The sequence below is a fragment of the Flavobacterium sp. HJJ genome (assembly GCF_015351475.1).
GTDB classification, from domain to species: Bacteria; Bacteroidota; Bacteroidia; order Flavobacteriales; family Flavobacteriaceae; genus Flavobacterium; species Flavobacterium marginilacus.
The window spans coordinates 44,604-71,520 of record NZ_JADKPR010000020.1; the positions used below are offsets into that span (position 1 = coordinate 44,604).

A 26,917-nucleotide genomic window follows, 5' to 3' on the forward strand; every position below is an offset into this window, starting at 1 on the left:
TTTTTGTTACTAATTGAAAATAAAATGGAAAAGAAAAAAGTAGTTGAACAGGAAAATAAAAATCATTCTTATTTCTATTCTTTAGAATTAGAAGGTGTTAATTGTTTTAAAGAGAAACAAACATTAGATTTATCTGATGGAAACGGCAATTATTCTCCTTGGACAATTATTTTAGGTGATAATGGAACTGGGAAAACTACTTTGTTGAGAGTTTTGGATAGGATGCAACCGAGTACATTAAATGATGATGATTATGTACCAATAATTTGGGCATTTAATTCAATATTAATGTCTAAAAAAGCAATTATTAAGTTAAGAGTTAATGATAATATTAAAGAATTTGAGGTAAATGAGGATGGAGAAAATAATTCATCTTTCATGACAAGTGGAGATATGAATTTCCCTTTTTTATTATCTTATGGAGCATCGAGAAGGATGAGTAAAAAAGAGAATTTATCGGTTAGTGAGAGAGGTAATTTAAGAATCACATCACTTTTTGATGATTCTATAGAATTAATAAATGCTGAGGAATGGTTTTTACAAAAAGAATGGGCTTCTATCAAATCTGAGGGAAGTTCAAAACAAAAATTTGAAAATGAATTTAATAAAGTTAAATCTATTTTAATTGATATTTTACCTGATGTTTCAGCTATTCAATCGAAACCTATTAATGAGAATAATTCGAAACCAATTTTAGAAGTAGAAACATCATATGGCTGGGTAAATTTGCGAGATTTAAGTTTTGGTTATCAAACTTTAACCGCTTTAATTGTTGATATAGCTTCCAAAATGATGGAACAATATTCAAAAAGTGATAATCCATTAGAAGAACCCGCAATTATTTTAATTGACGAAATTGATTTGCATCTGCACCCCAAATGGCAACGTATAGTTATTGATAAATTATCGCAACATTTTCCTAAAGCACAGTTTATAGCCACTTCTCACAGTCCGTTAATAGTTCAAGCGGCTTTAGATAAAAAAGCCAATATTGTAGTTTGTAGAAAAGAAGAAGACAAAGTAATTATTGACAACAATCCTGATGAAGTAAAAGGCTGGCGAATTGACCAAATTTTGATTTCTGATTTGTTTGAAATTAATAGTCCTCGTTCTGTTGAAACAGAAAATTTTATTAAAGAGAAAAACACAATCCTTTCCAAAAGCGAATTGCTGGAATCAGACAAACAAAGGCTTAAAGAATTGAATGCTAAAATTGAAACAGTTCCTTTTTCTTTGGATAAAGAAGGAATTAATGCTGAAGATATTATTAAAAAAGCAGCGGAACTTTTAAAAAAATAACTGGTATGATAAAAATTATTAAACCAGATGCACCGCAAAATTTAATTACTAGAGGGCAAGCTCAAACAAATTTAGATTTAAAAGACTACAACAACAAGACCGAACAATATAATTCTGGAGAACTAAAATTTGAAGCCAGTACGGCTATTTATAATTCAGATATTGTGAGGCAAACGCTTGAATTGGCACATCACAATAAATGTTGTTATTGCGAAACAAAAGATGTGAGAAGTAACAAGGATGTTGAGCATTTTCGTCCCAAAAGAGCCTACTCGGAATCATTAGACGGTAAAAGTAAGTATCCAGGTTATTTTTGGTTGGCTTATGATTGGGAAAATCTTTTTTTAGCTTGTCAGGTTTGTAACCAAATTTTCAAAAATGATTTTTTTCCAATTCAAAATGAAAATTTTCGAGCTCAAACAAATGATTTATCAATTGAAAATGAGCAATCTGTATTGATTCATCCATCAAAAGATAATCCAGAAGAGCATATAGGATATAGAGAACATTTGCCTTACGGAATAACAGAAAGAGGTAGTAAGACAATTTATTTTTTGGGTTTTGGAAAAATTGATGAAGACAAAAAGTATTCAGTTAAACAAGAAAGTAGGATAAAATTACTCGTAGAAGAAAGAGAAAAGTATTATCGAGAGAAAGAACTTCTTTATAAATTAATCTTGATTTTTGAAAGTAAAGACGGTCTAAATTTCGATGAAACTGAACTTTTAGAAAAAGCAAAAAAGACTATTGCAATGGCTCAAAATAATGATTCTGAATGGTCTTCTATGATAAAATGTGCCGTTAAAAATGAGTTTAAGCAATATTAGTTTTTTGGTAAATGAATTTACACCAACACGTTGAGGTAAAAGTAACCGAGGCGGATGAGGATAGAAAGCGAATTCAGCTGACGATGGTTTTGTAAAATATTAAATTCCGTCACCGTACTGACGGAAATGAATTAAATTCCGTCAGCACGGTGACGGAAATCAATAAATATACTTATATTTGTGTCAATTAAAATCTACTTTTATGGAAATAAATAGATTGGCACTTGATTTAGTTTTGCAAAAATTACAACCCAACAAAGTAATCGTTTTGTTAGGAGCCAGGCGGGTAGGCAAGACCGAACTGATTAAGAAGCTCATGGAAAAAGTGACCGAAAAAGTACTTTTTTTAAATGGAGACGATATTGAATCCCATAATTTATTGGAAATTCAGAGTACGGCCAATTTTAAAAGATTGCTTGGGGACACAAAACTTTTGATAATTGATGAAGCACAAGAAATACCTGCCATTGGCAAAAAACTAAAATTGATGGTGGATACCATTGAAGATTTAAAAGTTTTGGTAACAGGTTCTTCGGCATTTGAAATCAACAATCAGTTAGGTGAACCGTTAGTTGGCCGGATGAAAACCATAAATTTATATCCAATCGCACAAATTGAATATTCTAAAACCGAAAATTTTCTCGAAACCCGCAATAATCTTGAAGACCGATTAATATTGGGTAGTTATCCCGAATTGAGCCATATTACTAATCGAGAAGATAAAATAAGTTATTTAAAAGAATTGGTAAATACGCAATTGTTGAGAGATGTTTTTGCTTTTGAAGGTATCAAAAAAAGAGATAAAATTATTGCGTTACTTCAGATTATTGCCTTTAGAACTGGTAGTGAATTATCACTCGAAAGTGTGGGGCGTGATTTGCAAATCAGCAAAAATACCGTCGAAAAGTATTTGGATTTATTTACTAAGGTTTTTATAATTTATAGTGTATCAGGCTTCAGCAGAAATAGGGATAATGAAATCACTAAAATGAAAAAATGGTATTTTGTGGATAACGGTATCCGTAATGTGATTATTAATTCGTTTAATCCATTGAATATTAGAGAGGATGTTGGCAAACTTTGGGAAAATTACTTGAATTCGGAACGAATTAAAAAAATGAGTTATTCCGAAAATTTTGTGCACGACTACTTTTGGCGTACCCATACTAAACAGGAAATAGACAGAATAGAAGAAAAAGATGAACGGTTATCGGCTTTTGAATATAAATATGGAAAAACTAAATCAAAGATCCCAACGGAATTCGCAAAATCCTATCCGGAAGCTACTTTTGAAATTATAAATCAAGACAACTATTTGGATTATATACTTTAAAAAGGATTCAGTTAACGATGTTTTATAAAATTTCAAATCCCAATCCGAACTATCTTGGATTGGGATTTTTATTTAAGTAAAAAACTACAAATTACAAAAACTACGTATTTTTACTTATTTATGAATTATTGTGAATATCTGAAAAAGAGAGTTTCTAAGTAGAGGAAACATTCAATGATGCAGTTTTTTGTATTTATTTATAAAAAATACGCAAAAAAAGGACTTTTTCCTGACTGTTTTTTTGCATCTGGCAAAAGTCATACATTATTATTTATTGCGAAAAACTTATACATTTACTTAAAATAAGGACAGTTACAGTAAAGTTTTTACTGATTTTGTTATTTAACCAAGATTTTTTCATAGCATTGAATTTTTGATTCATATCGAAATAAGGAACGAAATATTGGTTGGGATGTATTACTTAGAAAATAATAATTAGCTACAGATGAAAGATAATCAAGCCATTTGCAACAGCTGCCATAATGATAATTGTTTTATCAGAAAGCATATTCATTTGCCTAACATGCAAAGTTATATAGAGAAAAAACACAGTTTTACCTGCAAGAAAGCGCAGCAGTTCATCATAGAAGGTGCTCCTATTCAGGGTTTGTATTTTGTCAATAAAGGAAAGGTGAAAACAGTTAAGACGGGTATCAATGGCAGAGAACAGATCGTTCGGTTTACGACAGACGGCGACACTGTTGGTTTCAGGGGATTTGGAACTAGCAATCGGTATCTGATTGGTGCTTATGCTTTGGAAGATACGGTTTTGTGTAATTTTAATAATGAGGTGATGATGGATATTCTTAAGAATGTTCCCGAGTTCACGTATGATATGATGCTGTTTTATGCGGAGGAATTAAACAAGAGTGAGAACAACATCAGGAAAATTGCCCACATGAACGTGCGTGAGCGCGTAATAGATACCTTATTATATATTCATCGAAAATTTGGTCAGGCCAATGATTTGATTAATATTGATTTGTCCCGAAAAGAAATGGCCGATTTTGCCGGAACGACTGAAGAGCAGGTTACTCGTGTGATTTCGAGTTTGAAGAGAGAGGAATTGATAAAAACAGTCGGAAAGAAAATTGGATTACAGAAAATAAGCAAAATGCAGTCAGAAATTATGGAGCATAAGTATGTCTAAGTAGTTTTTTGATTATGCATTAGATTTAAAAGCCTTTTTTGGGCTTTTTTTTATGGAAATAAATATCGTTTTTTTAGAATTTTAAATTTTTTTTTCCTCATAAGTAATTTATAAGTAAAAGGTTTAGACAAAATAGAAGTATTATAAAGCTAGTAATTACGGTACTTTGTAAAAAAAAATTGCGAAAGCGCAGTAAATTTTTTGCCATCAGAATATTTTTTGCTGCGTAAAAAAGAGGTTTTTAGCTGTAAAAAGCAAATACGTAAGTATAAGTACGTATGTATATTTGCTTCATACTAATCAAAACCTATTTATCATGCAAAAGATTACAAGGACATTACAAAAAATAAAAGCATTAAAAAACGGTAAAAATTCAAGATCAATTTTATTAGGCGCAGCTATACTTCTTGGTTCATCTGCTGCAAATGCACAGCTGACTGCTACAGGACAATTCAGACCAAGAACAGAGTTCAGAGACGGATACAGTACATTGCAGGCAAAAGATGCAGAGACTGCAGCTTTCATTTCACAAAGAACAAGATTAAATGTTGGATTCACAGGATACAGATTCAAATTTTTTGCAGCTATTCAGGATGTTCGTGTTTGGGGACAGGATGCTTCAACAATTAATAGAGTAACAACTGCTGAGAACAACGGAGTACAATTACACGAAGCTTGGGGGGAAATTATGCTGAACGACACAATAAGCAGCATTCAAAATCTTTCTTTAAAAATAGGACGTCAGGAAATTTCATATGATGATCAAAAGGTTATTGGAGGTCTTGACTGGTTACAGCAGGCACGTTACCACGATGCGGTTGTCCTGAAATATTTCAACAAAGGATGGACTGCCGATTTTGGAGCCGCATTTAACCAAAACAAAGAATTATTAGCAGGAACAATTTATAATGGTGTTCCGGCAGCAACATCAGGCTATACGGCTGGTACAAACGGTTTAGGGACGAATTACAAATCACTTGAATATGTTTATCTGGCTAGAAAGTTTTTCTTTGGAGATATTTCCTTTTTATTCCTTAGCGATAACTTCAATAAATATACCAATGTAACTGCAGGAACTCCACCGGTTACAACCAAAGTAAACGAGCAGGGAATCTGGACACGCAACACGACCGGTTTCTACTATAATGTGAATCCAACTCGAAAATTAAAATTTGAAGGAAGTGTGTACCACCAATTTGGTCACGACAAAAACGGACGCAGTTTAGACAGTAATCTGGCTTCCATCACTTCAACTCTGCAAGTAGGAAGAAAACTGTTTGTAGGCCCTGGTATTGATTATTTATCAGGTAATGATGGGACAAAAGCCGTTACAGCGACTTCAGATAATAATCAATTTGATCCGCTTTACGGAACGCCTCATAAATTCTGGGGATATATGGATTACTTCTATGCTTCAAGCGGTTTTGGCTCACAAGGTCTGCTAAACTACTTTTTGAAAGCGAAATATAACCTGAAAGACAATCTGACTCTTTTTGCTGATGTTCACTGTTTTGAAGCAGCAAACAAATTATCTGACGGAGCGGGAGGAACACAAACCAGTTATTTAGGTACAGAGCTTGACTTAAAAATGTCTTACAACATGACCAAAATGATCAATATTGAAGCTGGATATTCGGTAATGCAGGCAACCAATTCAATGGCATCTGCACAAGTTAAGGCTGTTGCCAACGCAAATCTTACTCCGCAATGGGCGTATGTAATGGTAAATATTAAACCAAATTTTTTAAATAAAAAGTAATTGAATTAACAATTAAAAAACTAAAAAAATGATACAGACTAAAAAACATATAGGAACTCTTTTTGCCCCATTGATGTTGATAATGTGTGCGGTTTTGTTTTCTTCTTACACGACAAAACCAAATCCGCCAGCGAGTGAACCTGTCAAATTAGGTTTCATTCCACTAACGGACTGTTCACCAATCGTAATGGCCAAAGAATTAGGATTGTTTAAAAAATACGGTGTTGAGGTTGTAGTAACCAAAGAAACATCCTGGGCCAATGTTCGTGACAAAATCTTAACAGGAGAATTGGACGGAGCTCACTGTCTATATACTATGCCATTTTCAGTGTACACAGGAGTAGGAGGAAAAGCCGGTTCAGAAATGAAAATCGCGATGATGCTCAGTGTAAATGGGCAAGCGATTACTTTGTCGAATGACTTTTGCGGAAAAGTAGGTTTCAAACAAATGAATAAGGTAACTCCTGTCGTGGCTGCTAAATTAAAAGCCGAAAAAGAAGTGACTTTTGCAATGACTTTCCCAGGAGGAACTCACGATTTATGGTTAAGAAACTGGATGTCATTAGCAGGTTTAAACCAAAAAGCAGTAAAAATCATCACGATTCCGCCTCCGCAAATGGTGGCGAATATGAAAGTGGGCAACATGGACGGATACTGCGTAGGCGAACCTTGGGGAGGAGTTGCCGTAAAACAGGGAATTGGTTTTACCCAAATCGCTTCTCAGGATATCTGGAAAGACCACCCGGAAAAAGCGCTGGTTGTAAACAAAGATTTTAGCACATCACGCCGTGAAGACCTGAAAAAAGTAATGAAAGCGATTATGGAAGCCTGTATCTGGCTTGATAATCCTGCAAACCGCAAGAAAGCTGCCGCCATCATCGGGAAAGCACCTTATGTAAACGCTCCAGCCGATGTTATTGAAGCACGATTAATGGGAGATTATAACTTAGGCTGTAATCAGGGAACCGAAGTTTATGACAAAGACTATATGCTGTTTTACAAAGGAGGAACAGTAAATTATCCTCGTAAATCCTATGGAATCTGGGCAATGGCACAATATGTACGATTTGGATATCTGAAAGAAGAACCTAATTATCAAGCAATCGCCGATAAATTAATTCTTCAGGATTTATACGAAGAAGTAGCAAAGAGCATGAAAATTAAAATCCCTGCAGACGATATGAAACCGTTCTCACTAACGATGGACAAAACCGTTTTCAATCCAGCAAATCCATCCGCTTATTTAAAAGTGGTGAAGCATTAGAATAAGATGCTAAGACTCTGAGTTGCTAAGATCCTAAGTTTTTAAAAAATCTCAGAAACTTAGAGACTCAGAGTCTTAGAAACTAAAAAATAACATTAAAATTTAACATTATGTCAAATTCAACTACAGCAGCAATAGAAACAGAAGCGATAGCAGGAAGCAATCCTCTTCTAAAAACTTTTGGTAAAGTAATTAAGAAAAAAAGCCTCAAAAAAGCCTCACGTTATATAATTGAAAAAGCAAAATCAATTGCATTTGCCTGTATTGGACTGGCTGTTTTCTGTGGATTTTGGGCTGCACTAAGTATTTATACCAAAGAAGCTCTTCCAAGTCCTTTAGCAACATTAAAAGTATTGTACGAAATGCTGAGTGATCCGTTTTATGATTACGGTCCGAACGATAAAGGTATTGGACTGCAGCTGTTTGTTTCGATAAAAACCGTTTTGACGGGATTCTTATTAGGTTCGTTGTTTGCAATCCCATTTGGAATTCTGATTGGAGCCAGCTCGTTTTTCAAAAAAATATTTTATCCGATTGTTCAGTTCTTGAAACCGGTTTCGCCTTTGGCTTGGTTTCCAATAGGTTTGGTGGTTTTCAAGGACACTGGATTGGCAACTATATTCATCGTGTTTATCACTTCGCTGTGGTCTACGCTGATTAATACGGCTTTTGGAGTGGGAACGATTCCGCAGGATCATAAAAATGTTGCGAAAGCTTTTGGTTTCTCAAAATGGAGATACTTAACCAAAGTTGTTTTTCCATACACACTGCCACACATCATCACAGGATTGCGATTGAGTATAAGTGTTGCGTGGCTGGTGATTGTTGCCGGCGAAATGCTTTCGGGCGGTGCAGGAATCGGATTTTTTGTGTGGGACAGCTGGAATGCATTGAGTTTGGAAAAAGTGATTTCGGCCATTATCATCATCGGATTTGTGGGAATTATTTTTGATGGATTTTTTACAATGATTGAAAATAAGGTATCGTATAAAGCTTAAGAAGTTGCTAAGATACTGAGTTTCTAAGTTTTTTTAGAAGTCTTAGAATAGCAGCAACTAAAAATTAACTAGAAACAAACAAAAAACGGAGTTCCTAAGTCTTAGAAACTTAGAATCTCAGAAACTTACAAACTTAAAGATATGAGCTATTTAGAAATAAAAGATTTGGAAATTTCTTTTCCAACTCCAAAAGGAAAATATATTGCAGTAAAAGATATCAATCTTTCAATCAAAAAAGGTGAAATCATATCGATTATCGGGCATTCGGGCTGCGGAAAATCGACCATTATGAATGCAATAGGAGGGATGCTGACCCCAACAGGAGGTTCGGTTGTACTGGATGACAAAAACGTAAAAGGACCTGGTCCGGACCGCGGAATTGTTTTTCAGAACTATTCACTATTGCCTTGGCTGACTGTGGAAAACAATATTTTTCAGGCGGTGGATTCGGTTATGAACTGTTCTCTCGAAGAAAAGCATGAAATTGTGATCAAGAATCTGAAAATGGTGAATTTATACCAGCACAAAGACAAACTGCCTGGACAGCTTTCGGGCGGGATGAAACAAAGGGTAGCGATTGCAAGAGCATTTGCAATCAATCCGGGAGTATTATTGATGGATGAACCTTTTGGTGCATTGGATGCTTTGACTAAAGGCGCAATGCAGCTGGAAGTTTTAAAATTATGGAACCTGAACAACAGAGAAAAAACAATCGTCATGATTACGCATGATATTGAGGAAGCGTTATTTTTATCTGATAGAATTGTGGTTTTGCATAATGGTCCGGCTTCTACCATTCGTGAGATTGTACATGTAAATCTGCCAAGACCAAGAAACAAAATCGAAATCGTAAAAACTCCAGAATACATTGAGCTGAGAGATCATTTATTACATCTCTTGACCGATCACTTTTCTATTGAAGATATGGGGGTTACCTACAAAAGTTAGTTAATTTTGTTTGCCCAAAAAATGGTCTTTTTAGTACTTGAAAAGGCCTTTTTTAAAATAAAAAATTCCAAACTCCATTATAAAATATTGGAATTTGGAATTTTTATATTTGAAAGAATTTCTATGAAAAATTTATTCTTTAGTTTCTTCTTTTTTATCAGCTGGCTGATCTTCTTTGGCTGCGTTTTTAAATTCTTTAATTCCGCTTCCTAAACCTTTCATTAATTCTGGAATTTTTTTACCTCCAAAAAGTAATAAAAGAACTCCGATAATCAAAAGTATTTCTGTAACTCCTAATCTTCCCATGATTGAATAATTTATGCCGTAGCAATTTGTAATTATATAATGGACAAAGGTATATAGAATAAATTTATGAGCATTGATTTTAGACTTTTTTTTGTTTGAGATAGCGTTAAATATTTTATAAAATTGTATAGTTTGTAATATAAGTACCTATAATAGGCTAGTGTTGGCAACACTTTAAATTATTATATTTGTGACTTAAACACATGTCATGCCTAAAAATCGGTTAAAAAGAAAAAAGTTTTGGGACAGATTATTAATCAAAAATCGATTAATAATTTTGAACGAAGATACTTTTGAAGAAATTTTTTCTTTTAAACTGAACATAATGAGTGTTTTCGTTACACTTACATTAGGTGCCATCTTTCTGATTTCGGCTACAACAATTTTGATTGCTTTTACTCCATTGCGGGAACTTATCCCAGGCTATTCTTCTTCGGAACTGAAAAAAAATGCTACAGTTTTAGCGTTAAAATCGGATTCTCTTTCGAAGGCTTTAAAGAAAAACGAAATCTATATCAAATCAATTCAAAAAGTACTCAATGGTGAATTAGAATATGCCAAATTCAGCAAAGATTCGATACTTTCAGCTGCTGATGAAGTAAAGGAACCAGTAGATTTGTCTCCTTCTGAAAATGAAATTGAATTGAGAAAAAGAGTGAAGGAAGAGGAGAATATCTCTACAGCGGTACCAAACGGAAAGAGCCAAAAGACTAAAAAATAATCTGGATATTCCGATTATAAAGTACAGTACAATTTTAAAACAAATCCAACAGAATGTCACTAAAATCACTTGCGGCAAAAATATTTGCCCAAAGAATATATAAAAAAACACAAATCTGGGCCAGTTCACCTGTTGAAACTCAGAAAGCAGTTTTTTTAAATTTAATAAAGGAAGCCAGGCAGACTGAATTTGGTAAAGACCATTCTTTTGCCCAAATAAAGACATTTGAAGATTTTGCCAATCAAGTTCCTATTCGGGATTATGAAGCCTTGAAACCGTATGTTGATAGAGTTGTTAAGGGAGAAGAAAATATTCTTTGGAAAGGAAAACCATTGTATTTTGCCAAGACTTCGGGGACAACTTCGGGAGCCAAATACATTCCGCTGACCAAAGAATCAATGCCATATCATATCGAAGCGGCGCGAAATGCGATTTTGCATTATATACATGAAACTGGAAATGCCAGTTTTGTAAACGGAAAAATGATTTTTCTGCAGGGAAGCCCCATTCTGGATGAAAAAAACGGAATAAAATTAGGAAGATTATCTGGAATTGTGGCGCATTTTGTTCCAAAATACCTGCAGAAAAACCGCCTGCCTTCGTGGGAAACCAACTGTATTGAAGATTGGGAAACCAAGGTAAATGCAATTGTAGGGGAAACGATGAACGAGGACATGACCGTGATTTCGGGAATTCCGTCATGGGTGCAGATGTATTTTGAAAAACTGCAGCAAAGAGCAGGAATGCCTGTTGGGGATATTTTCAAAAATTTTAATCTGTTTATTTACGGTGGTGTTAACTACGAACCGTATAGAGCTAAATTTGAAAACCTTATAGGAAGAAAAGTAGACAGCATTGAGCTGTTTCCAGCTTCGGAAGGTTTCTTTGCTTATCAGGATTCCCAAAAAGAAAAGGGAATGTTACTGTTGCTGCATTCGGGAATTTTTTATGAGTTTATAAAAGCGGATGAATTTTATTTGGAAAACCCAAAGAGATATACGATTGGCGAAGTGGAATTGGGAATAAACTACGTTCTGATTATTTCTACCAATGCTGGGCTTTGGGGATACAATATTGGGGATACCGTTCAGTTTACTTCATTGAAGCCTTATCGTGTTATTGTCTCGGGAAGAATTAAGCATTATATTTCTGCTTTTGGAGAACATGTTATCGGGAAAGAAGTGGAACACGCTTTGCAGGAAGCAATGGAAGGAACCAGCGTAAGAGTCAATGAATTTACCGTTGCACCACAAATTACGTCTTCTGAAGGATTACCTTATCATGAATGGTTTATCGAGTTTGAGAACGAACCTGAGGATTTTAATTCTTTTGCGGAAGCGCTGGATAATGCGATGCGCAAACAGAATATTTATTATGATGATTTGATTGTAGGCCATGTTTTGAAAAAATTAGTCGTTACCAAAGTCGTTAAAAATGGTTTTCAGGAATACATGAAATCGATTGGAAAATTGGGCGGGCAGAATAAAATTCCGAGATTGAGCAATGATAGGAGTATTGTGGGTTTATTAAAAAAAAACTCTTAGGATAGCAAAGATTAATAGCATTTATTTGTAATTGAATGCTTTGGTATAAAATAATATTCTTCATTAAAATTTTTGAAGTATATTTAAACAAAAAGTTATAAAAATGAAAATCGAGAAAATAAGAATAAAAAATTTCAAAGTGTACCAAGATACCGAAATTAGAGATTTACCAAATATGTGTGTCTTTCTCGGAGCAAATGGAGCAGGAAAATCTACACTTTTTGAAGTATTCGGTTTTTTGAGTGATGCACTTAAAAGTAACGTAAAAACAGCACTTAATAAAAGAGGCGGCTATAAAGAAGTTTATTCAAGAAATGGAGTTGGTGATATTGAAATTGAAATAAAGTTTAGAAATCCTGATATTGATGGAAAAAAGCAACCTCTAATTACGTATGAACTTTCTGTTTGTTTAGGAGAAACAAACATGCCAGTTGTGTCAAAAGAAGTATTGAGTTATAGGAGAGGAAATAGAGGGAGACCATATAGGTTTTTAGAATTTACTTATGGTAAGGGAAATGCAATTGTAAATGAAAGTGAATTTGAAAGTGCTAAACAAGAATTTAAAGAACAAAGAGAAGAGCAAACTTTGGATAGTCCTGATATTTTAGCAATAAAAGGGTTAGGTCAATTTCAAAAATTTAATGCTATTAGTTCATTTAGAAGATTACTAGAAAATTGGTATGTTTCTAATTTTCAAATCCAAGCGGCTCAAAATATTGAAGACACGGGCTTGAGTGAGCATTTATCAACTTCGGGAGATAATTTAGCTCAGGTCACCAAATATATATATGAAAACTATCCGGATACTTTCCAAAAGATTTTAGATAAAATGAAAGAAAGAGTCCCAGGTATAGATAAAGTTGAAGCTACAGAAACCATAGATGGACGAATTGTTTTGCAATTTAGCGATGGCAGTTTTAAAGACCCCTTTATTTCTCGATTTGTGTCCGATGGAACTATTAAAATGTTTGCGTATTTGGTTTTACTCAACGATCCAAAACCGCACCCATTGTTATGTATAGAAGAACCAGAAAATTATTTACATCCTGAACTTTTGATTGAATTAGCGGAGGAATTTCGGGATTATGCTAATAGAGGCGGGCAAGTGTTTATCTCATCACATTCACCAGATTTTGTAAATGCTTTAGAATTAGATGAACTTTTTTGGTTGAATAAAGACAAAGGCTTTACAAGTATAAAAAGAGCATTAGATGATAATGCAATATCCAATTTATTTAATGATGGTGATAAACTTGGTTATTTATGGAAACAGGGATATTTTATTGGTAGTGGACCTAAAAATTAATTTATGGCGAGAATAGAGATATTAGTCGAAGAACCATCAATGAAAGAATTTTTAACCATTTTATTGCCAAATGTTCTTGATAATCAATGGAATTTAAATGAGAATTATTTTATTAGAAGTTTCGAAGGGAAAAATGATTTACAGAAAAACATACCATCAAAAGTAAAATTTTTAAGTAATTGGAATCATGAACCAGTTGGTGTTGTTATTATGCAAGATCAAGACAGTTCAGATTGCAAAATACTTAAGAAGAAACTATTAGATAGTTGTAGTCAAAATGGAGATTGTCCTAAATTAGTAAGAATAATATGTAGAGAGCTTGAGTCTTGGTATCTTGGTGATTTTGTAGCTGTAAATAGAGCTTATCCAAGCTTTAAGTATCAAAATTATATAAATAAATCAAAATTTAGGATACCAGATAACTGTAATGCTTTTGATGAGATAAAAAAAATAGTGCCAGATTTTCAGAAAGTAGGAGGGGCAAAAAAAATAGCGCCATTTATAAATGTTGAAACTAATAAATCTGAAAGTTTTCAACAAACAATAAGTGGTTTAATACGTTTTTTTGAGACAGTAAAAGATTAGTTATAAAATTTAAAAAGGTTTGATTTATCATTTGATCCTAATTGAAAGAAGGTTTTTTAGAAAGAATGCAGAAAATATAAAAGTATAAAATCCTTACATTTGAAAGTATTAAAATAAAACAGCATGAAAGACGCAAAAAATATATCCAGATCCAGAGCGCATGAATCATCGGCGGCAATTGAAAAAATGTACATTACGATGCGTCATCTTTTTAATAGAGGATTTTATAAACCGATGGGAGTTTCTGGAGATACTCTGAGAGAAGCTTTATTGGCACTAAGACCTGAGATTTATGGAAACATAGCTGAGGAGAAAGTAGAATTGAATGGTCTTTTATATGTTATAGAACGTCTTCCGATAGGAATTGAAGAATGCCGTTTTATTAATCTTACATCGGATGAAGGGTATTCTAAATCTCATTTTCAAGCGATAGTGCCGCCAAAAAGACGCCGTAACTGTTACCGTATCGATGAAGAGCAGATGAATGTTGAAATAACCAGAGGACGATCTGATATTTATGATATTCTGACTCACTTAACTTTTATATTTATCGAATCTCATAAAATCAAGGACAGAGTTTTACAGGATGAGGTTGGTGAAGTTTCCCGTGATTGGATTAAACTGGAAGCAGCAGTTTCCCAAACCAAAAAACTCACTTTGGTAGAAAAAGAAAAAGCGATTTCTCATGCTGCCAACATTCTGGGAAGAACATTTGAGGAAGTTTTGAATATTTATGATGATTTTGGGACAGATACAGCCCCTGATCGTTTCCTGCATGTAATTTATTGGCTTGGAAAATTAGCAATCGAAGAAGTTAATGATAACCAGAAAAGAACGATTACTTTCAGTCCGGTTTTGAGAGAGCGTCTGGGTCACCACATTCACGGTGAAATCTGGGCAAACAACATCAAGGAAGTTTTGAAAAACAATCAATTGCTGGACAGACCTATTCATGTGATTAGTGCCAATATGCATTCCGTGATGAATTCTATTTTTGCAACACCGCTTTTAAAATCAAAATTCAAAGACAAATCGGATTTCTTTATTTATGAGGAATTAAGTAAATCTGGTGCCAATGAAGTGCGAAGCCAGGTAGAAGCTTTGGCATTAAAACAAGGAATGATTTTTTTGCCTGATACTTCGGGAACTAATATAGATGTTCAGATTTTTGATACAGCCAAAATAGATTGGTCAAAAACAGCTTTTCCTAAGGCAGATTTAGCCGAGAAAAAACCGGTGCTCATTGTTATGGATTATGCTTTTGGAGAACAGGCTTATGAAACAATCGATGAGCTTTTAAGACCTTATAAAAAAGACACTTTGCTACAGGTAGAATCGGTTTCTATTATGGGTAAAGCGGGAATTCTTGAAGGTGGAAAAGGAGATATTATGATTCCAAATGCTCATATCAATGAAGGAACGGCTGATAATTATTTCTTCGAAAATGAATTGACTCCACAAATGTTTGAAGGGAATGACATCGCCATTTATGCAGGACCAATGGTTACGGTTCTTGGAACATCATTGCAGAACAAAGATTTATTAAAGTTCTTTTATGAATCGACTTGGGGAGTTATCGGGCTTGAAATGGAAGGATCTTATTATCAGAAAGCCATTCAGGCAGCATCCAAAATTAGAAAAAGCGTTCCGTATGATATCAAAGTGAGATATGCATATTATGCATCGGATAATCCATTGGAAACTGGAAGTACTTTGGCTTCGGGAGGACTTGGGACGACCGGTGTAAAACCCACCTATTTGATAACAATTAAAATATTAGAACAGATTTTCAATATAAAATAAAAAGACAGCATGAGTGTAGGAAAAGGAAATAATTCAGAGAATCCAGAAATTGATTTACTAACGGTTTTTAGTAAAATTGGGGATTTCTTTGAATGGATTAATACCTTGTTGTTTAGAGCAATTCGTTTTTTTGTAAAAAATGTGATTGCTGTTGTTGTGTTAGCTGTTATTGGAGTTGGAGGCGGTTATTTTTTGGAAAAAGTAAGTCCTCGTTTTGAACAAAAAATAATTGTAGAACCAAATTTTAAATCGACGGATTATTTATATTCTAAAATCAATTTTTTGGAGGATAAAATTACCTCAAAAGACACTTTATTTTTAAAATCTATTGGAATTCAAAATCCGTCGGGAATAAGATCGATTACTATTGAGCCTATTGTTGATATTTATAATTTGATGAATAAGGACGGTAAAAACATAGATTTGTTAGAATTGATGGCACAAAATGGAGATATAAAATCCATTGTTAAGGAAACAACAACAAGTAAAAATTATGTGCTTCATACTATCATTATTAATACTGCTGCCATTGTTTCTGCCCAAAACTGCATAGAACCGATTTTGAAATATTTAAATTCCAGTGCTTATTATGAGGCTTATAAAAAAATCAATTCACAGAATATTCAAAACAAAATAAAAAGCAAGGAAGCTACTATTGCCCAAATTGACGGGATTTTAAATCAATTTTCCGGCCCTTACGGAAACCATGCAAATAGTGAAAAACTCATTTATTACAACGAGAATTTAAATTTAGACGGGATTGTTAAAACCAAAGATTCCCTGTCTGCTCAAATAGGGACATTAAAAATAGAACAATACAATACCAATAAGATAATTAAAGAAAAAGGAATTGTTTTAAATCTAAAAGATCATAAAGCGATTAGAGGAAAATTGACCCTTATTTTACCATTGCTTTTTATTGGTCTTTTTGTTTTCTTTAGTTTATTCAATTCTTTTTATAAAAAACAGTCTCTGAAAGTGAAAGCGAATTTGGAATAAATTTTTTGAGTATGAAGTATCAGATATGTTAGAAAAAATTCAGGGACGATTATTACAGATCAGCAGAAATCCTTTTGTTAAGCAAAGTTTAATCACTTTAATTTTGAGGGTTTTGGGTGTGGTAACGTTATTTGGTTTCACAATATTTCTAACCAAGACATATTCGGCAAAAATTATTGGACAATATGATTTTGTCCGTTCTTTTCTTTTAGCAATCGGCAGTATCTGTCTTTTGGGTTTTGATCAGTCAATTTTATATTTTAAAGGAAGATTGTCCGCTCAGAATGCTCTTGACCAATTAAAAAGTATTTATATCAAAATGGTTTTAATGCTGTTTGTAACCTCTTTGACAGCTTTAATAGTTATCTTTTTGATTAATGAACAAACAATAAACAATTATTTTTCGGATGAGGAAGTTTATCCGTTATTTTTAAAAACTGCAGCATGCTTATTTTTCTATGGAATAGCAACTTTAAACACTGAAGTTTTCAGAGCGTTAGATAAATTATATGTCGCCGAATTGTTTCGGAATGTTATCAAATATGTTCCGTTAATTATTGGAGCAATAATTTTGTTTTATTGGCATAAAGAAAGTTATTTGGCGGATGTTTTTTTGGCTGGGTTTGTTTTACTGTCATTAATCAGTTCTATTTTGGTTTATTATTATTTTAAGGATACCGCCAAAATTTTAACAGCACAAAATATTTCGCATAAAGAAGTATTTTTAAAATCATATCCAATTGCCATCAGCGGTATGGCAATATTTTTATTGATGTGCTTTGACATTATGTTTTTGAAGAAATATCGAAATACCGAAACGGTAGCTTTTTATTCTATAGGAGTAAAATTAATGACAATTGTTTCGGTAATAGTTTTAACGATAAACATTACGGTCTCTGCAAAAATTGCAGCGTTTTTTGTTAATAATGATCTGATAGAACTAAAGAAAGCGGTCAGGAATAGTGTCCGGTTAATTTTTGGAATAACATTCCCCGTAATAGTACTGATGTGTATTTTTTCAGAATATATTTTATCCTTTTTTGGAACTCAGTATATCGCAGCCAAAGAAGCTTTTTTGATTTTAATTATCGGTCAGGGAGTTTGTTCAGCATTCGGGACTGCTCCGGTTTATCTGAACATGACGGGAAGATCACATACATTTCAGGTTATTTTAATTACTGCGGTGATTATTAATTTTGTTTTGAATCGTTTTTTAATTCCAATTTACGGAATGACTGGAGCGGCTATTGCATTTGTTTTGAGTTCTTTTTTCTGGAACTTTGTTTCGGCAATTATTATTTATCGAAAAGATAAAGTAACCGTTTTTTTGCATTAAGCAAAATTATAGACCAACATGAAAACCCTAATTAAAAGAAGCTCATTTGTATTTTTACTTCTTGTGGCAGTCAATTTATCTGTCGCGGTTTTTTCATTTTATATTTTACCCAAAAAGTTTTTTTATGATGCAACGATTATTGCGTTAGACAGAGGCCATGAAATAGGTTTTATCGGGAGTTACCCGCTAACCATTTTGTTTTATAAAATAACGGGTTTACGATATTTATCGTATCCGATAATTGGATTGATTCAGTTTCCAATTTTGATGTTTGTCCTTTATAAAATAGGAATTCCTAACGGCTTCGAGAAATTAAATATAAAAAACGGGATTGTTTATTTGGGTATGTTTATGACGGCAATTTTTATGTCGATGCCTTCCAAAGAATTTATTACCTATTTATTTATTTCTCTGATTATTTTCTTATTTCTAAGCGAAAAGAACTCTTTTCGGAAGGTACTTTTTACAGTGTTTTTTTTATTAGCTCTTTTTGGAATTTTTTATCGGCCATACTTTTTTTTGATTCCGATTATTGCTGTGGCTATGTATGGAGCCATTTTAATTCATTTTAAGAATAAGACTTTTGCAGCTGTTTTTTATGGATTATTGGCAGCTATATTTTTATCGTTAATTTATGGAATCGTCGAAGGAAATTATTTTTCTCAAGTGAGCAGAGAAGTGGTAAATATTGGAAGAATAGGATCTGCAGATGCCAATTCAATAATAATACCACTACTAAAGCCAGACACCTGGTATGGTGAAACCATTGGTATATTTTATGGTTTTTTCACTGTAAATGTGCCTGTTAACGGATTAAAACATATTTTCTCTCCTCAGATTTTAATTTTTGTAATCTGGCAGCTTTTTTTATTTTACATTCTTTTGGTGCGTTTTTCAAGATGTATTAAATCAAGAAAAGATCACAAAGAAGAACTTTGGGCTTTGATTATTTTATTTGCCTTTTTTATTGTTCAAGGTATTTTTGAACCCGATTTAGGATCGGCAGTCCGGCATAAAATAGGTCTTTTTCCTTTAATTTATTATGCATTATACTATGACCATTTCAGAAAAAAACTTCAATAAAATATTCAATGGTTTTTTAATAGTATTGGCCATTACCATGATTTTCAGGAAACCATGCACGCTGTTGATTATAGTGTTTGCTATCTTTAATTTGCTTTTTGTAAAAAAAACCAATTATACGAAACAGTCTTTAATTTTAATGGTACTTATTGCTTCTCCTTTATTGATAGAAATTATAATGTTCTGGAACAATGATTCTTTTTTGAAAGGACTGAAATCATTAGAAAAATACAGTTCTCTGCTTGTTTTTTCTGTATTTATTTTAGGTAATTATCAGAGAATAAGATTTTATAAAATCCTTCGGTTTTATACTATTGCAACTACTATTTTATTATTATTTTTCTTTTTTAGATTTGTCATTTATTATCCAGAGCTGATGAATAAATATCTCAATGGAATTGATTTATGGGAAATGGGTTATGCATTTTCCAACAGTATTGGAATTCATGCGCCGGCACTGAATATGCATCTTGCTTTTGTTTCAATCAGCTGTCTTTATTTTGTTTTGGAAGGATTTAGAACAAACGGTCAAAAGGTATTGAGATGGATTAATTGTTTTGTTTTTGTGCTGTCTTTTTTCTTTATTCTTTTTGTAAATACAAGAATGGCATTATTCAATGCATTAATTGGTTTTATACTGGTTTTTTTCGGAGAAGTGTTTCGAAAATATAACTATAGAAAAGTACTGGGTCTTTTGGGTATTTTAATTGTGGTATTGGGAACGGTGTTTTTCTTTTTTGTCCAAAAGAATCCTTATATGAAAGAGAAGTATTCCTCGGTGACTTTTGCTTATATGGATAAAGTAGGAAAGCTTGATGAAATTGAAAATCCAGAAGCCAAAGTTTTTAACTCTTTGGTGACACGTGTTTCTATCTGGAAATCGGCATGGGAATTGTCTTTACAGTATCTTCCTTTTGGTGTTGGAGCTTCAGACGGAAAGCCAGAATTAGTAAAGTATTTTAAACAGACAAAGCAGCATTTTTTAGCTAAATATGAATTTCCGACTCACAATCAGTTTCTTGATTATTTACTAAAATTTGGAATATTGGGACCAATTATAGTTTTGCTTTATATTGGGACTATTGGTTATTTAGGAATTGATTTGAAAAATGCAATCGTATTTTCTTTCTTTTTTCTTTTTTTCACTTCCAATCTCACCGATGATTTTTTGCTGCGTTTTGACGGAATCGCTTTCAGCGGATTGTGGATGTCTGTTTTTGCTAGTTATTGGATGCAGAAAAATACTGCTGATAAAGATCTGAAAGGGCTTTGAAATTTTTGTTTTTATCAAATAAAGCATAACATCGTTTTAAGGCATTATTGCCAAATTCGATTCGGGTTTTCTCGTTTGTTAACAGTTCAAAATAGTTATCTAGTTCTTCAATGCTGTTAAAAAGAAAACCAGTTTCATTTGGAACAACAATATCTTTATTACCAATTATATTGGTAGCTAAAACCGGTTTTTTCATAGCCATTGCCTCCAAAACCGCTATAGGTAGCCCTTCCCAGACAGAGGTTTGAATATAAATATCAATAGCATTGAGTTCTTTTAGGACTTCATTTCTATCCAAAGACCATCCTGTTATTCGAATATTTGGAGCAGTCAGCGCAGCATTTAATTCCCCGTCACCAATCCAGACAAAATTAAAATCTGGAAATCGTAATGCAATTTGATTAAATAAATTTGGGGCTTTTTGAAATGTGATACGTCCAACAATACCAATTGTCAGTTTTGCGTTTTGATGAAATGATTGATGCCGCTGAATTTCCTCAATATTGATACCGTTTCGTATTAAGTGAGATTGTCCGATTCTTTTTGCTATTTCATATTCTGTATCTCCGCAGGCAATGGTTACACTGCCAAATAGTTTTGGAAAGCTTTTTTCAATTAAACAAAACAGATCTTTGGATAAAGAAGAAATATCTGTTCTAAGAAAAGAATATCCATGCGGCGTATAGAATGTTTTTTTTCTTTTAAATAATAAAAAACAAGCAATTCTTCCCAAAACACCCGCTTTAGAAGAGTGAAGATGGATAATATCCGGGTTTAGTTTTTTAAGTTCTTTCCTTAGTTGAAGTACTGCTTTAAAATCTTGAAAAGGGGCTATCTCCCGAAACATATCAACTCTTATAAGTGATACTCCTTTTGAGAACTCGGATCCGATTTTTTCAGTGTCAATTTCTTTGCGGTTTCCGCTATAGATAATAGTTGTAGAAATTTCTTTTCTTATTTGATCTTCTCCAAAATAATCAGACAAATCTTTGAAATAAGTATAAACGCCTCCTCCTAATGCTTCGATTATATGGACAACTTTCAAATTAAATAATTTTTAATGCAGCAAAAATATACTAAAGTAAATGAAATGCTTCTTTTTTGTGTATTCAAAAATTAAAAAAATTTAGTAAAAATTTAGATTGTCAGAAAAGGAAGCATTCTCTGTTAATCATTAATACAGAAAATAAAAAGGTAAAATATTTTACTATATTTGCTTTTAATGCTAAAATTTTGTGAAAATCAGCATATATAACTATGAAAAGAATACTCATTACCGGAGCGGCAGGATTTTTAGGTTCTCACTTATGTGACCGTTTCATCAAAGAAGGTTACCATGTAATTGGAATGGATAATCTTATCACTGGAGATCTTAAAAATATTGAGCATCTGTTCAAATTGGAACATTTTGAATTTTATCATCATGATATTACCAAGTTTGTCCATGTTCCGGGAAACTTAGATTATATTTTACATTTTGCTTCGCCGGCAAGTCCAATAGATTATTTAAAAATCCCAATCCAGACCTTAAAAGTAGGTTCGTTAGGCACACATAATCTTTTGGGATTAGCAAGAGTAAAAAAAGCCAGAATTCTTATTGCATCCACATCCGAAGTTTATGGAGATCCGTTAGTGCATCCGCAGACAGAAGAATATTATGGAAACGTAAATACTATTGGACCAAGAGGAGTATATGACGAAGCCAAGCGTTTTCAGGAATCCATCACAATGGCCTATCATACTTTTCATGGAGTAGAGACTAGAATTGTACGTATTTTTAATACTTATGGTCCTAGAATGCGTCTTAATGACGGACGTGTTATTCCTGCATTTATTGGGCAGGCAATTCGGGGAGAAGATTTAACTATTTTTGGTGACGGAATGCAGACCCGTTCTTTTTGCTATGTTGATGATCAGGTAGAAGGAATTTTTAGATTATTACATTCAGATTATGTTTATCCTGTAAATATTGGAAATCCAGACGAAATCACAATTAAGGATTTTGCAGAAGAGATTATTAAATTGACAGGAACAAGCCAAAAAGTAGTTTATCATCCATTACCAATAAATGATCCTTTACAGCGACAGCCCGACACTACCAAGGCGAAAGAATTATTAGGCTGGGAAGCTAAAGTAAATCGTGCCGACGGAATGAAAATTACTTATGACTATTTTAAATCATTATCCAAGGAAGAACTATCCAAGGAAGAACACAAGGATTTCTCTAAGTATATCAATTAGTGAAGACTACAACAGGAATATACTCGGGTTATATTAGACCATTTTCACGCTTAATAGATTTGATTATTATCATTTTTTTTACAGCGTATTTTTCGGGTATACCTGTTTTTCAAGATTATTATGCTTTTTTCATCAGTTGTGCGTGGTTTGTCATTGCAGTTAATTTAGGTTTTTATGAAGTCTATCGTTACACCAAAGTGACTACAATTTTGAATTGTACTTTAAAGCAGGCGGCTATTTATACTGTTTGCTGTTTTGCGATAGCTTATTTTTATCACGACAGCTACAGGTTGAATGCGATATTGCTTTTTACATCAGTATCGATAATAGTCATACTTGGATGTAAATTGTTTATTTATTTCTTCCTTCGTAAATTCAGAATTCTATTTGGCAGAAATTCCAGAAGGGTAGTTCTCGTAGGAAAGCACAGCAGCGTAAAGCCTTTGAAACGTTTTTTCGAAGAAAATCCAGATTATGGATACAAACTGATTGAAGTGTTTGATTTGAATCAAAATAAGGATGATTATTTCAGTCTGATTTTTTCTTCTATTTTGAACAATGATATTGACGAAATTTACTGTTCTATGCACGATTTGTCCAGTAAACAGGTTGAAGAATGTATTTTATTTGCTGACAATAATTTAAAAACACTCAAATTTATTCCAAGTAAAAAACAGTTATTGTCTTTAAATACTGTTTTTGAGTATTATGATTATATTCCGGTAATTTCACAACGGAAAATTTCTCTTGACGATACCCTGCATAAGATAATTAAGCGTGCTTTTGATATAATTTTTTCATTAGTAATTATAATCGGCATATTGTCTTGGTTAATCCCTATTTTGGGAATTATAATAAAACTAGATTCAAAAGGGCCGCTGTTTTTTGCACAAAAAAGAAATGGTTTGAATAATAAGGAGTTCAATTGTTTCAAGTTTAGATCAATGGCGATAAATAAATTGGCAGATGTTGAGCAGGCTTCTAAAAACGACAACAGAATTACCAAAGTAGGTAAATTTATCCGCAAAACAAGTATAGATGAATTACCGCAGTTTTTTAATGTTTTATTTGGAAATATGTCGGTAGTGGGTCCAAGACCGCATATGGTAAAACATACCAATATGTATGCAGAGCGAATAGATAAATTTATGGTACGCCATTTAATAAAACCAGGCATAACAGGTCTGGCTCAAACCAAGGGATTTCGAGGAGAAATTGAAACTGACAAAGATATTATCAATAGGGTACGGTATGATATTTTTTATATCGAAAAATGGACGCTATTGTTAGATTTTAAAATCATTTTTTACACAGTTTATAATGCTTTAAAAGGAGATCAAAAAGCGTATTAAAATGGAAACTTCTTTGATATCTATAATCACACCCTCGTTTAACTCTGAAAAATTCATTGCCGACACTATTCAATCGGTGCGGCATCAAACCTATCAAAATTGGGAAATGATTATTGTTGATGATTGTTCCAATGATAATACCGTTTCTATTATCGAACATTTTGCCTCTAATGATGAGAGAATACGTTTTTTCCAGCTGGATAAAAATTCAGGAGCTGGAATTGCCAGAGAAACTGCTTTATCAAAAGCCAAAGGAAAGTATATCGCTTTTTTGGATGCGGATGATTTATGGAAGCCTTTAAAACTGGAAAAACAGCTTCAATTTCTGAAAGATAATAAAGCACCTTTTACATTCTCTTTTTATGACTGTATAAATGAAGAGGGAAACCCGTTAAAAAAAAGGGTAGAAGCACCAATAAATCTTTCCTATTATCAATTGTTCTTTTGTAATTATGTTGGCAATCTTACTGGAATTTATGATGTAAATTATTTTGGAAAAATAGCTATTTCAACTACACGAAAACGGCAGGATTGGATGGTGTGGCTTACCATTTTGAAGAAAGTAAAAAATGCAAAACCAGTTGCCGAAAGTCTGGCTTTTTATCGTATTAGAGACAATTCCTTATCAGCTTCGAAAGTTGATTTATTGAAACATAATTTTGCCGTTTACAGAAGGTTTCACGGGTTCAATTATATAAGTTCCCTGTTTATTATGATTGGTTTTTTATTTACTCAATTGATAATAAAACCGTTTTACGTAAAGAAAATTTAGAATTATTTCTTGTATCCAATTTTTGTTCTCGGCTGTTCATTTTCTTTTTTATCAGCCAGTTCATCGAGATAGGAGAAAACCAATTCGATATTCTTATCATGGTTTTCCAACTTTTTCTGAATTTGAAGAATGTCAATTTTAATTTCTGTGGTGTCCAGAAGCATCTGTCTCACTTTGGTAAATATCCTCATAATTTGAATATTCGTTTGAATGGCTTTGTCGCTTTTCAGAACGCTCGACAACATAAGAACGCCATGTTCGGTAAAAACAGAAGGCAAATGGCGTAAACCCATCTTATCTGAATTGGAGGTCACAAATTGTGACCTCCAATTTTCAAACTCTGATTTATTAAGTTCAAACATAAAATCTTCAGGAAATCTGGATATATTTCTTTTTACTGCTTGATTTAAAACTTTGGTCTCAATTCCATAAAGTGATGCTAAATCTCTATCTATCATTACTTTTTGATTCCGGATAAAATAAATTTTGTTAGAAATCAATTCTTCAGAAAGTACAATTTCGTTTTCCATATATTATTTTTTAGTTTCTTTAAGGTCACAATTTGAGACCTTGAACATCTTGAAGTCCCAACTTGTGACCTCCAATTTTAAATCAAAAATATAAATATACGATTTTATTTACATTATAAAAGAGAAGTAAACTGTTTCAATTTTCCGCGATTGCTTCTTTCTAAGTTTGTTTTACGAATAAAAGTAAAGTGTAAATTTGGTTCCAAATAAAGGGAAACAGCTTGATTTATTTTTTCGATTTGTTCATTATTTAGTTCATAATCACTTACATATTCAATTTCAAATGCGTTTATCTTCATTTGTTTGATGATAAACTCTTTTACATTTCCGTCATCTTCTATAATGCTTTTGGTTACATAATAAAAAGTTAAACCTGGGGATTTTTTCCCGCTGGGCAAAATGGCCACATCATTAGTTCTGCCGATTAATTGTTTGAGGATTGGTTTCTTTAGTGTGCTTTTTTCGTTCAAAATCCCAATGTCACCAAGATCGTATCGAATGAAAGGATGTGCTTTATTAAAAAGAGAAGTAATTACGATCCGTCCAGAAGTTCCGTTGGGAACAGGCTGGTTATTGTCGTCCAAAATTTCCACAAACAGTGTTTCCGAATTCACCTGCCATTCGCCATCTGGATTTTGAAAGGCAATTAAGTCTAATTCTGAAGCGCCGTATTCATTGACTATTGGAATACCAAATTGTTTTTCCAAAAGTAGTTTGTCTTCTTCAAAAAGCATTTCTGAAGTGACCATGCATACTTTCAAAGTTGGGCAGATTTCCTTTAGAATGATATTTTTTTTCTGTAAAAATTTAGCAAACAAAACTATCGATGAGGTATATCCGTTGATATAGTCGAATTTTTTGGTTTTAAAATCTTTCAGAAAACCTTCCAAAACTTCGTCTGACAAATTGAATATGGAAAACCGATACCGATGACTCAAAAAATCCTTGAATCTTTCTTTTTTGTTTCCGATAAAATCCAGAGGAATACCATAAAATCGGGCTTGATAGGAAGAATTAAAATCGATTCCGAACCAGCCAAAACGATAAATATTGGAAGCCCAAGTCAAGGCATGGCAAAATTTATCTTTGGCAAATACAAAAGGATGCCCGCTGGAACCGGATGTTTTGTTGAGGTAAACCGATTTTTCATTGTAACCCAAAGAAAGCCTTTCTGCTAAAGGTTTCTGCAGGTTTGTTTTGTTCAAAATAGGTAAATCAGACCAGTTTTTAAACGAATCTGTCTGCGCTAATGCTGCATAAAACGGATTATTCTTTAAATGAAAATTGACAATTTCTGCTTTTTTCTGTTCAATAAAATGTTCGAAATTTTCTTCTGGAATGACAATAATTCTCTGCAGTTCAGCTTTGGCTTCCTTCATTGGAAAACCATTTATTTTTAGTGTCAGGTTGAATATTTTTAGCATCTGCAGGAATAAATTTTTTCAAAAATAATATTTAGCCGTCACTATTGAGGATTAAACGGCAACT

24 protein-coding genes are annotated in these 26,917 nt (G+C 33.0%); 20 read left to right on the forward strand and 4 right to left on the reverse strand.

What is annotated here, in order from left to right; genetic code table 11:
- The first annotated feature begins 24 nt into the window (after positions 1-24).
- The 8 genes from IRZ80_RS15465 to IRZ80_RS15500 all read left to right on the forward strand — a co-directional run bounded on the left by IRZ80_RS15465 (position 25) and on the right by IRZ80_RS15500 (position 9,578).
- The gene (locus IRZ80_RS15465) at positions 25-1,299 is read left to right on the forward strand and encodes an AAA family ATPase (protein WP_194642483.1); all 1,275 of its coding nucleotides are present in this window, start codon (positions 25-27) and stop codon (positions 1,297-1,299) included.
- A 5-nt stretch (positions 1,300-1,304) separates the two neighbouring features.
- Positions 1,305-2,126 (forward strand): hypothetical protein, encoded by an 822-nt coding sequence (locus IRZ80_RS15470; protein WP_194642484.1) that lies wholly within the window; start codon positions 1,305-1,307, stop codon positions 2,124-2,126.
- A gap of 202 nt (positions 2,127-2,328) precedes the next feature.
- Positions 2,329-3,459: an ATP-binding protein gene (locus IRZ80_RS15475; protein ID WP_194642485.1), complete on the forward strand. Its 1,131-nt coding sequence runs from the start codon at positions 2,329-2,331 to the stop codon at positions 3,457-3,459.
- 445 nt (positions 3,460-3,904) lie between these two features.
- Positions 3,905-4,609 carry a Crp/Fnr family transcriptional regulator gene (locus tag IRZ80_RS15480; RefSeq protein WP_194642486.1) on the forward strand — a complete coding sequence of 235 codons (705 nt, stop codon included), beginning with the start codon at positions 3,905-3,907 and terminating at the stop codon, positions 4,607-4,609.
- Positions 4,610-4,925: 316 nt separating this feature from the next.
- On the forward strand, positions 4,926-6,368 hold the full coding sequence (locus IRZ80_RS15485) for an alginate export family protein (RefSeq protein ID WP_194642487.1): 1,443 nt from the start codon (positions 4,926-4,928) through the stop codon (positions 6,366-6,368).
- Between the two features lie 28 nt (positions 6,369-6,396).
- On the forward strand, positions 6,397-7,632 hold the full coding sequence (locus IRZ80_RS15490; RefSeq protein WP_228520922.1) for a CmpA/NrtA family ABC transporter substrate-binding protein: 1,236 nt from the start codon (positions 6,397-6,399) through the stop codon (positions 7,630-7,632).
- Positions 7,633-7,742: 110 nt separating this feature from the next.
- Positions 7,743-8,630: a nitrate ABC transporter permease gene (gene ntrB, locus IRZ80_RS15495; protein ID WP_194642488.1), complete on the forward strand. Its 888-nt coding sequence runs from the start codon at positions 7,743-7,745 to the stop codon at positions 8,628-8,630.
- Positions 8,631-8,771: 141 nt separating this feature from the next.
- Entirely contained in the window at positions 8,772-9,578 is an 807-nt protein-coding gene (locus IRZ80_RS15500; RefSeq protein ID WP_194642489.1) for an ABC transporter ATP-binding protein, read from the forward strand.
- Positions 9,579-9,710: 132 nt separating this feature from the next.
- Here IRZ80_RS15500 and tatA read toward each other — a convergent pair whose 3' ends face one another.
- The gene (gene tatA, locus IRZ80_RS15505) at positions 9,711-9,884 is read right to left on the reverse strand and encodes a twin-arginine translocase TatA/TatE family subunit (RefSeq protein ID WP_100432686.1); all 174 of its coding nucleotides are present in this window, start codon (positions 9,882-9,884) and stop codon (positions 9,711-9,713) included.
- Between the two features lie 325 nt (positions 9,885-10,209).
- Here tatA and IRZ80_RS15510 point away from each other — a divergent pair, with 325 nt between their 5' ends.
- The 9 genes from IRZ80_RS15510 (at position 10,210) to IRZ80_RS15550 (ending at position 20,534) form a co-directional block, all read left to right on the forward strand.
- Entirely contained in the window at positions 10,210-10,605 is a 396-nt protein-coding gene (locus tag IRZ80_RS15510) for a peptidase (protein WP_317174776.1), read from the forward strand.
- Between the two features lie 53 nt (positions 10,606-10,658).
- The gene (locus IRZ80_RS15515; RefSeq protein WP_194642491.1) at positions 10,659-12,149 is read left to right on the forward strand and encodes a GH3 auxin-responsive promoter family protein; all 1,491 of its coding nucleotides are present in this window, start codon (positions 10,659-10,661) and stop codon (positions 12,147-12,149) included.
- Positions 12,150-12,252: 103 nt separating this feature from the next.
- On the forward strand, positions 12,253-13,455 hold the full coding sequence (locus tag IRZ80_RS15520) for an AAA family ATPase (RefSeq protein WP_194642492.1): 1,203 nt from the start codon (positions 12,253-12,255) through the stop codon (positions 13,453-13,455).
- A 3-nt stretch (positions 13,456-13,458) separates the two neighbouring features.
- Positions 13,459-14,040: a DUF4276 family protein gene (locus IRZ80_RS15525; RefSeq protein WP_194642493.1), complete on the forward strand. Its 582-nt coding sequence runs from the start codon at positions 13,459-13,461 to the stop codon at positions 14,038-14,040.
- A gap of 123 nt (positions 14,041-14,163) precedes the next feature.
- Entirely contained in the window at positions 14,164-15,843 is a 1,680-nt protein-coding gene (locus IRZ80_RS15530; protein WP_194642494.1) for a DUF6909 family protein, read from the forward strand.
- A gap of 9 nt (positions 15,844-15,852) precedes the next feature.
- A complete protein-coding gene (locus IRZ80_RS15535) occupies positions 15,853-16,842 on the forward strand; it encodes a hypothetical protein (protein WP_194642495.1) in 990 nt (329 codons plus the stop codon).
- 25 nt (positions 16,843-16,867) lie between these two features.
- Entirely contained in the window at positions 16,868-18,178 is a 1,311-nt protein-coding gene (locus IRZ80_RS15540) for an MATE family efflux transporter (protein WP_194642496.1), read from the forward strand.
- An 18-nt stretch (positions 18,179-18,196) separates the two neighbouring features.
- Positions 18,197-19,261: a hypothetical protein gene (locus tag IRZ80_RS15545; protein ID WP_194642497.1), complete on the forward strand. Its 1,065-nt coding sequence runs from the start codon at positions 18,197-18,199 to the stop codon at positions 19,259-19,261.
- Entirely contained in the window at positions 19,233-20,534 is a 1,302-nt protein-coding gene (locus IRZ80_RS15550; protein WP_194642498.1) for an O-antigen ligase family protein, read from the forward strand. Before IRZ80_RS15545 ends, IRZ80_RS15550 begins: the two co-directional genes overlap by 29 nt.
- Here the strand turns inward: IRZ80_RS15550 and IRZ80_RS15555 are convergent.
- Entirely contained in the window at positions 20,482-21,579 is a 1,098-nt protein-coding gene (locus IRZ80_RS15555) for a glycosyltransferase (protein WP_194642499.1), read from the reverse strand. The two genes, IRZ80_RS15550 and IRZ80_RS15555, sit on opposite strands and share 53 nt — an antisense overlap.
- 212 nt (positions 21,580-21,791) lie before the next feature.
- On the opposite strand from IRZ80_RS15555, the gene IRZ80_RS15560 reads away from it, so the two are divergent.
- Genes IRZ80_RS15560 through IRZ80_RS15570 form a run of 3 tightly spaced genes read left to right on the forward strand, consistent with a single transcriptional unit; the run spans position 21,792 to position 24,899 of the window.
- A complete protein-coding gene (locus IRZ80_RS15560; RefSeq protein WP_194642500.1) occupies positions 21,792-22,775 on the forward strand; it encodes a UDP-glucuronic acid decarboxylase family protein in 984 nt (327 codons plus the stop codon).
- The gene (locus IRZ80_RS15565) at positions 22,775-24,127 is read left to right on the forward strand and encodes an exopolysaccharide biosynthesis polyprenyl glycosylphosphotransferase (protein WP_194642501.1); all 1,353 of its coding nucleotides are present in this window, start codon (positions 22,775-22,777) and stop codon (positions 24,125-24,127) included. Before IRZ80_RS15560 ends, IRZ80_RS15565 begins: the two co-directional genes overlap by 1 nt.
- 1 nt (position 24,128) lies before the next feature.
- Positions 24,129-24,899, forward strand: a complete 771-nt coding sequence (locus tag IRZ80_RS15570) for a glycosyltransferase family 2 protein (RefSeq protein ID WP_194642502.1) — start codon at positions 24,129-24,131, stop codon at positions 24,897-24,899.
- Positions 24,900-24,901: 2 nt separating this feature from the next.
- On the opposite strand, the gene IRZ80_RS15575 is transcribed toward IRZ80_RS15570, so the two are convergent.
- On the reverse strand, positions 24,902-25,429 hold the full coding sequence (locus tag IRZ80_RS15575; RefSeq protein ID WP_194642503.1) for an ORF6N domain-containing protein: 528 nt from the start codon (positions 25,427-25,429) through the stop codon (positions 24,902-24,904).
- Positions 25,430-25,542: 113 nt separating this feature from the next.
- On the reverse strand, positions 25,543-26,853 hold the full coding sequence (locus IRZ80_RS15580; RefSeq protein WP_194642504.1) for a phenylacetate--CoA ligase family protein: 1,311 nt from the start codon (positions 26,851-26,853) through the stop codon (positions 25,543-25,545).
- Positions 26,854-26,917 lie beyond the last annotated feature (64 nt).

Coding starts and splice junctions, on each gene's coding strand:
- IRZ80_RS15550 (WP_194642498.1), top strand. CDS start 19,233: ATGACCATTTCAGAAAAAAACTTCAATAAAATATTCAATGGTTTTTTA.
- IRZ80_RS15520 (WP_194642492.1), top strand. CDS start 12,253: ATGAAAATCGAGAAAATAAGAATAAAAAATTTCAAAGTGTACCAAGAT.
- IRZ80_RS15465 (WP_194642483.1), top strand. CDS start 25: ATGGAAAAGAAAAAAGTAGTTGAACAGGAAAATAAAAATCATTCTTAT.
- IRZ80_RS15540 (WP_194642496.1), top strand. CDS start 16,868: ATGTTAGAAAAAATTCAGGGACGATTATTACAGATCAGCAGAAATCCT.
- IRZ80_RS15575 (WP_194642503.1), bottom strand. CDS start 25,429: ATGGAAAACGAAATTGTACTTTCTGAAGAATTGATTTCTAACAAAATT.
- IRZ80_RS15560 (WP_194642500.1), top strand. CDS start 21,792: ATGAAAAGAATACTCATTACCGGAGCGGCAGGATTTTTAGGTTCTCAC.
- IRZ80_RS15535 (WP_194642495.1), top strand. CDS start 15,853: ATGAGTGTAGGAAAAGGAAATAATTCAGAGAATCCAGAAATTGATTTA.
- IRZ80_RS15580 (WP_194642504.1), bottom strand. CDS start 26,853: ATGCTAAAAATATTCAACCTGACACTAAAAATAAATGGTTTTCCAATG.
- IRZ80_RS15510 (WP_317174776.1), top strand. CDS start 10,210: ATGAGTGTTTTCGTTACACTTACATTAGGTGCCATCTTTCTGATTTCG.
- IRZ80_RS15490 (WP_228520922.1), top strand. CDS start 6,397: ATGATACAGACTAAAAAACATATAGGAACTCTTTTTGCCCCATTGATG.
- IRZ80_RS15470 (WP_194642484.1), top strand. CDS start 1,305: ATGATAAAAATTATTAAACCAGATGCACCGCAAAATTTAATTACTAGA.
- IRZ80_RS15480 (WP_194642486.1), top strand. CDS start 3,905: ATGAAAGATAATCAAGCCATTTGCAACAGCTGCCATAATGATAATTGT.
- IRZ80_RS15515 (WP_194642491.1), top strand. CDS start 10,659: ATGTCACTAAAATCACTTGCGGCAAAAATATTTGCCCAAAGAATATAT.
- IRZ80_RS15525 (WP_194642493.1), top strand. CDS start 13,459: ATGGCGAGAATAGAGATATTAGTCGAAGAACCATCAATGAAAGAATTT.
- IRZ80_RS15500 (WP_194642489.1), top strand. CDS start 8,772: ATGAGCTATTTAGAAATAAAAGATTTGGAAATTTCTTTTCCAACTCCA.
- IRZ80_RS15545 (WP_194642497.1), top strand. CDS start 18,197: ATGAAAACCCTAATTAAAAGAAGCTCATTTGTATTTTTACTTCTTGTG.
- IRZ80_RS15485 (WP_194642487.1), top strand. CDS start 4,926: ATGCAAAAGATTACAAGGACATTACAAAAAATAAAAGCATTAAAAAAC.
- tatA (WP_100432686.1), bottom strand. CDS start 9,884: ATGGGAAGATTAGGAGTTACAGAAATACTTTTGATTATCGGAGTTCTT.
- IRZ80_RS15530 (WP_194642494.1), top strand. CDS start 14,164: ATGAAAGACGCAAAAAATATATCCAGATCCAGAGCGCATGAATCATCG.
- IRZ80_RS15570 (WP_194642502.1), top strand. CDS start 24,129: ATGGAAACTTCTTTGATATCTATAATCACACCCTCGTTTAACTCTGAA.
- IRZ80_RS15475 (WP_194642485.1), top strand. CDS start 2,329: ATGGAAATAAATAGATTGGCACTTGATTTAGTTTTGCAAAAATTACAA.
- ntrB (WP_194642488.1), top strand. CDS start 7,743: ATGTCAAATTCAACTACAGCAGCAATAGAAACAGAAGCGATAGCAGGA.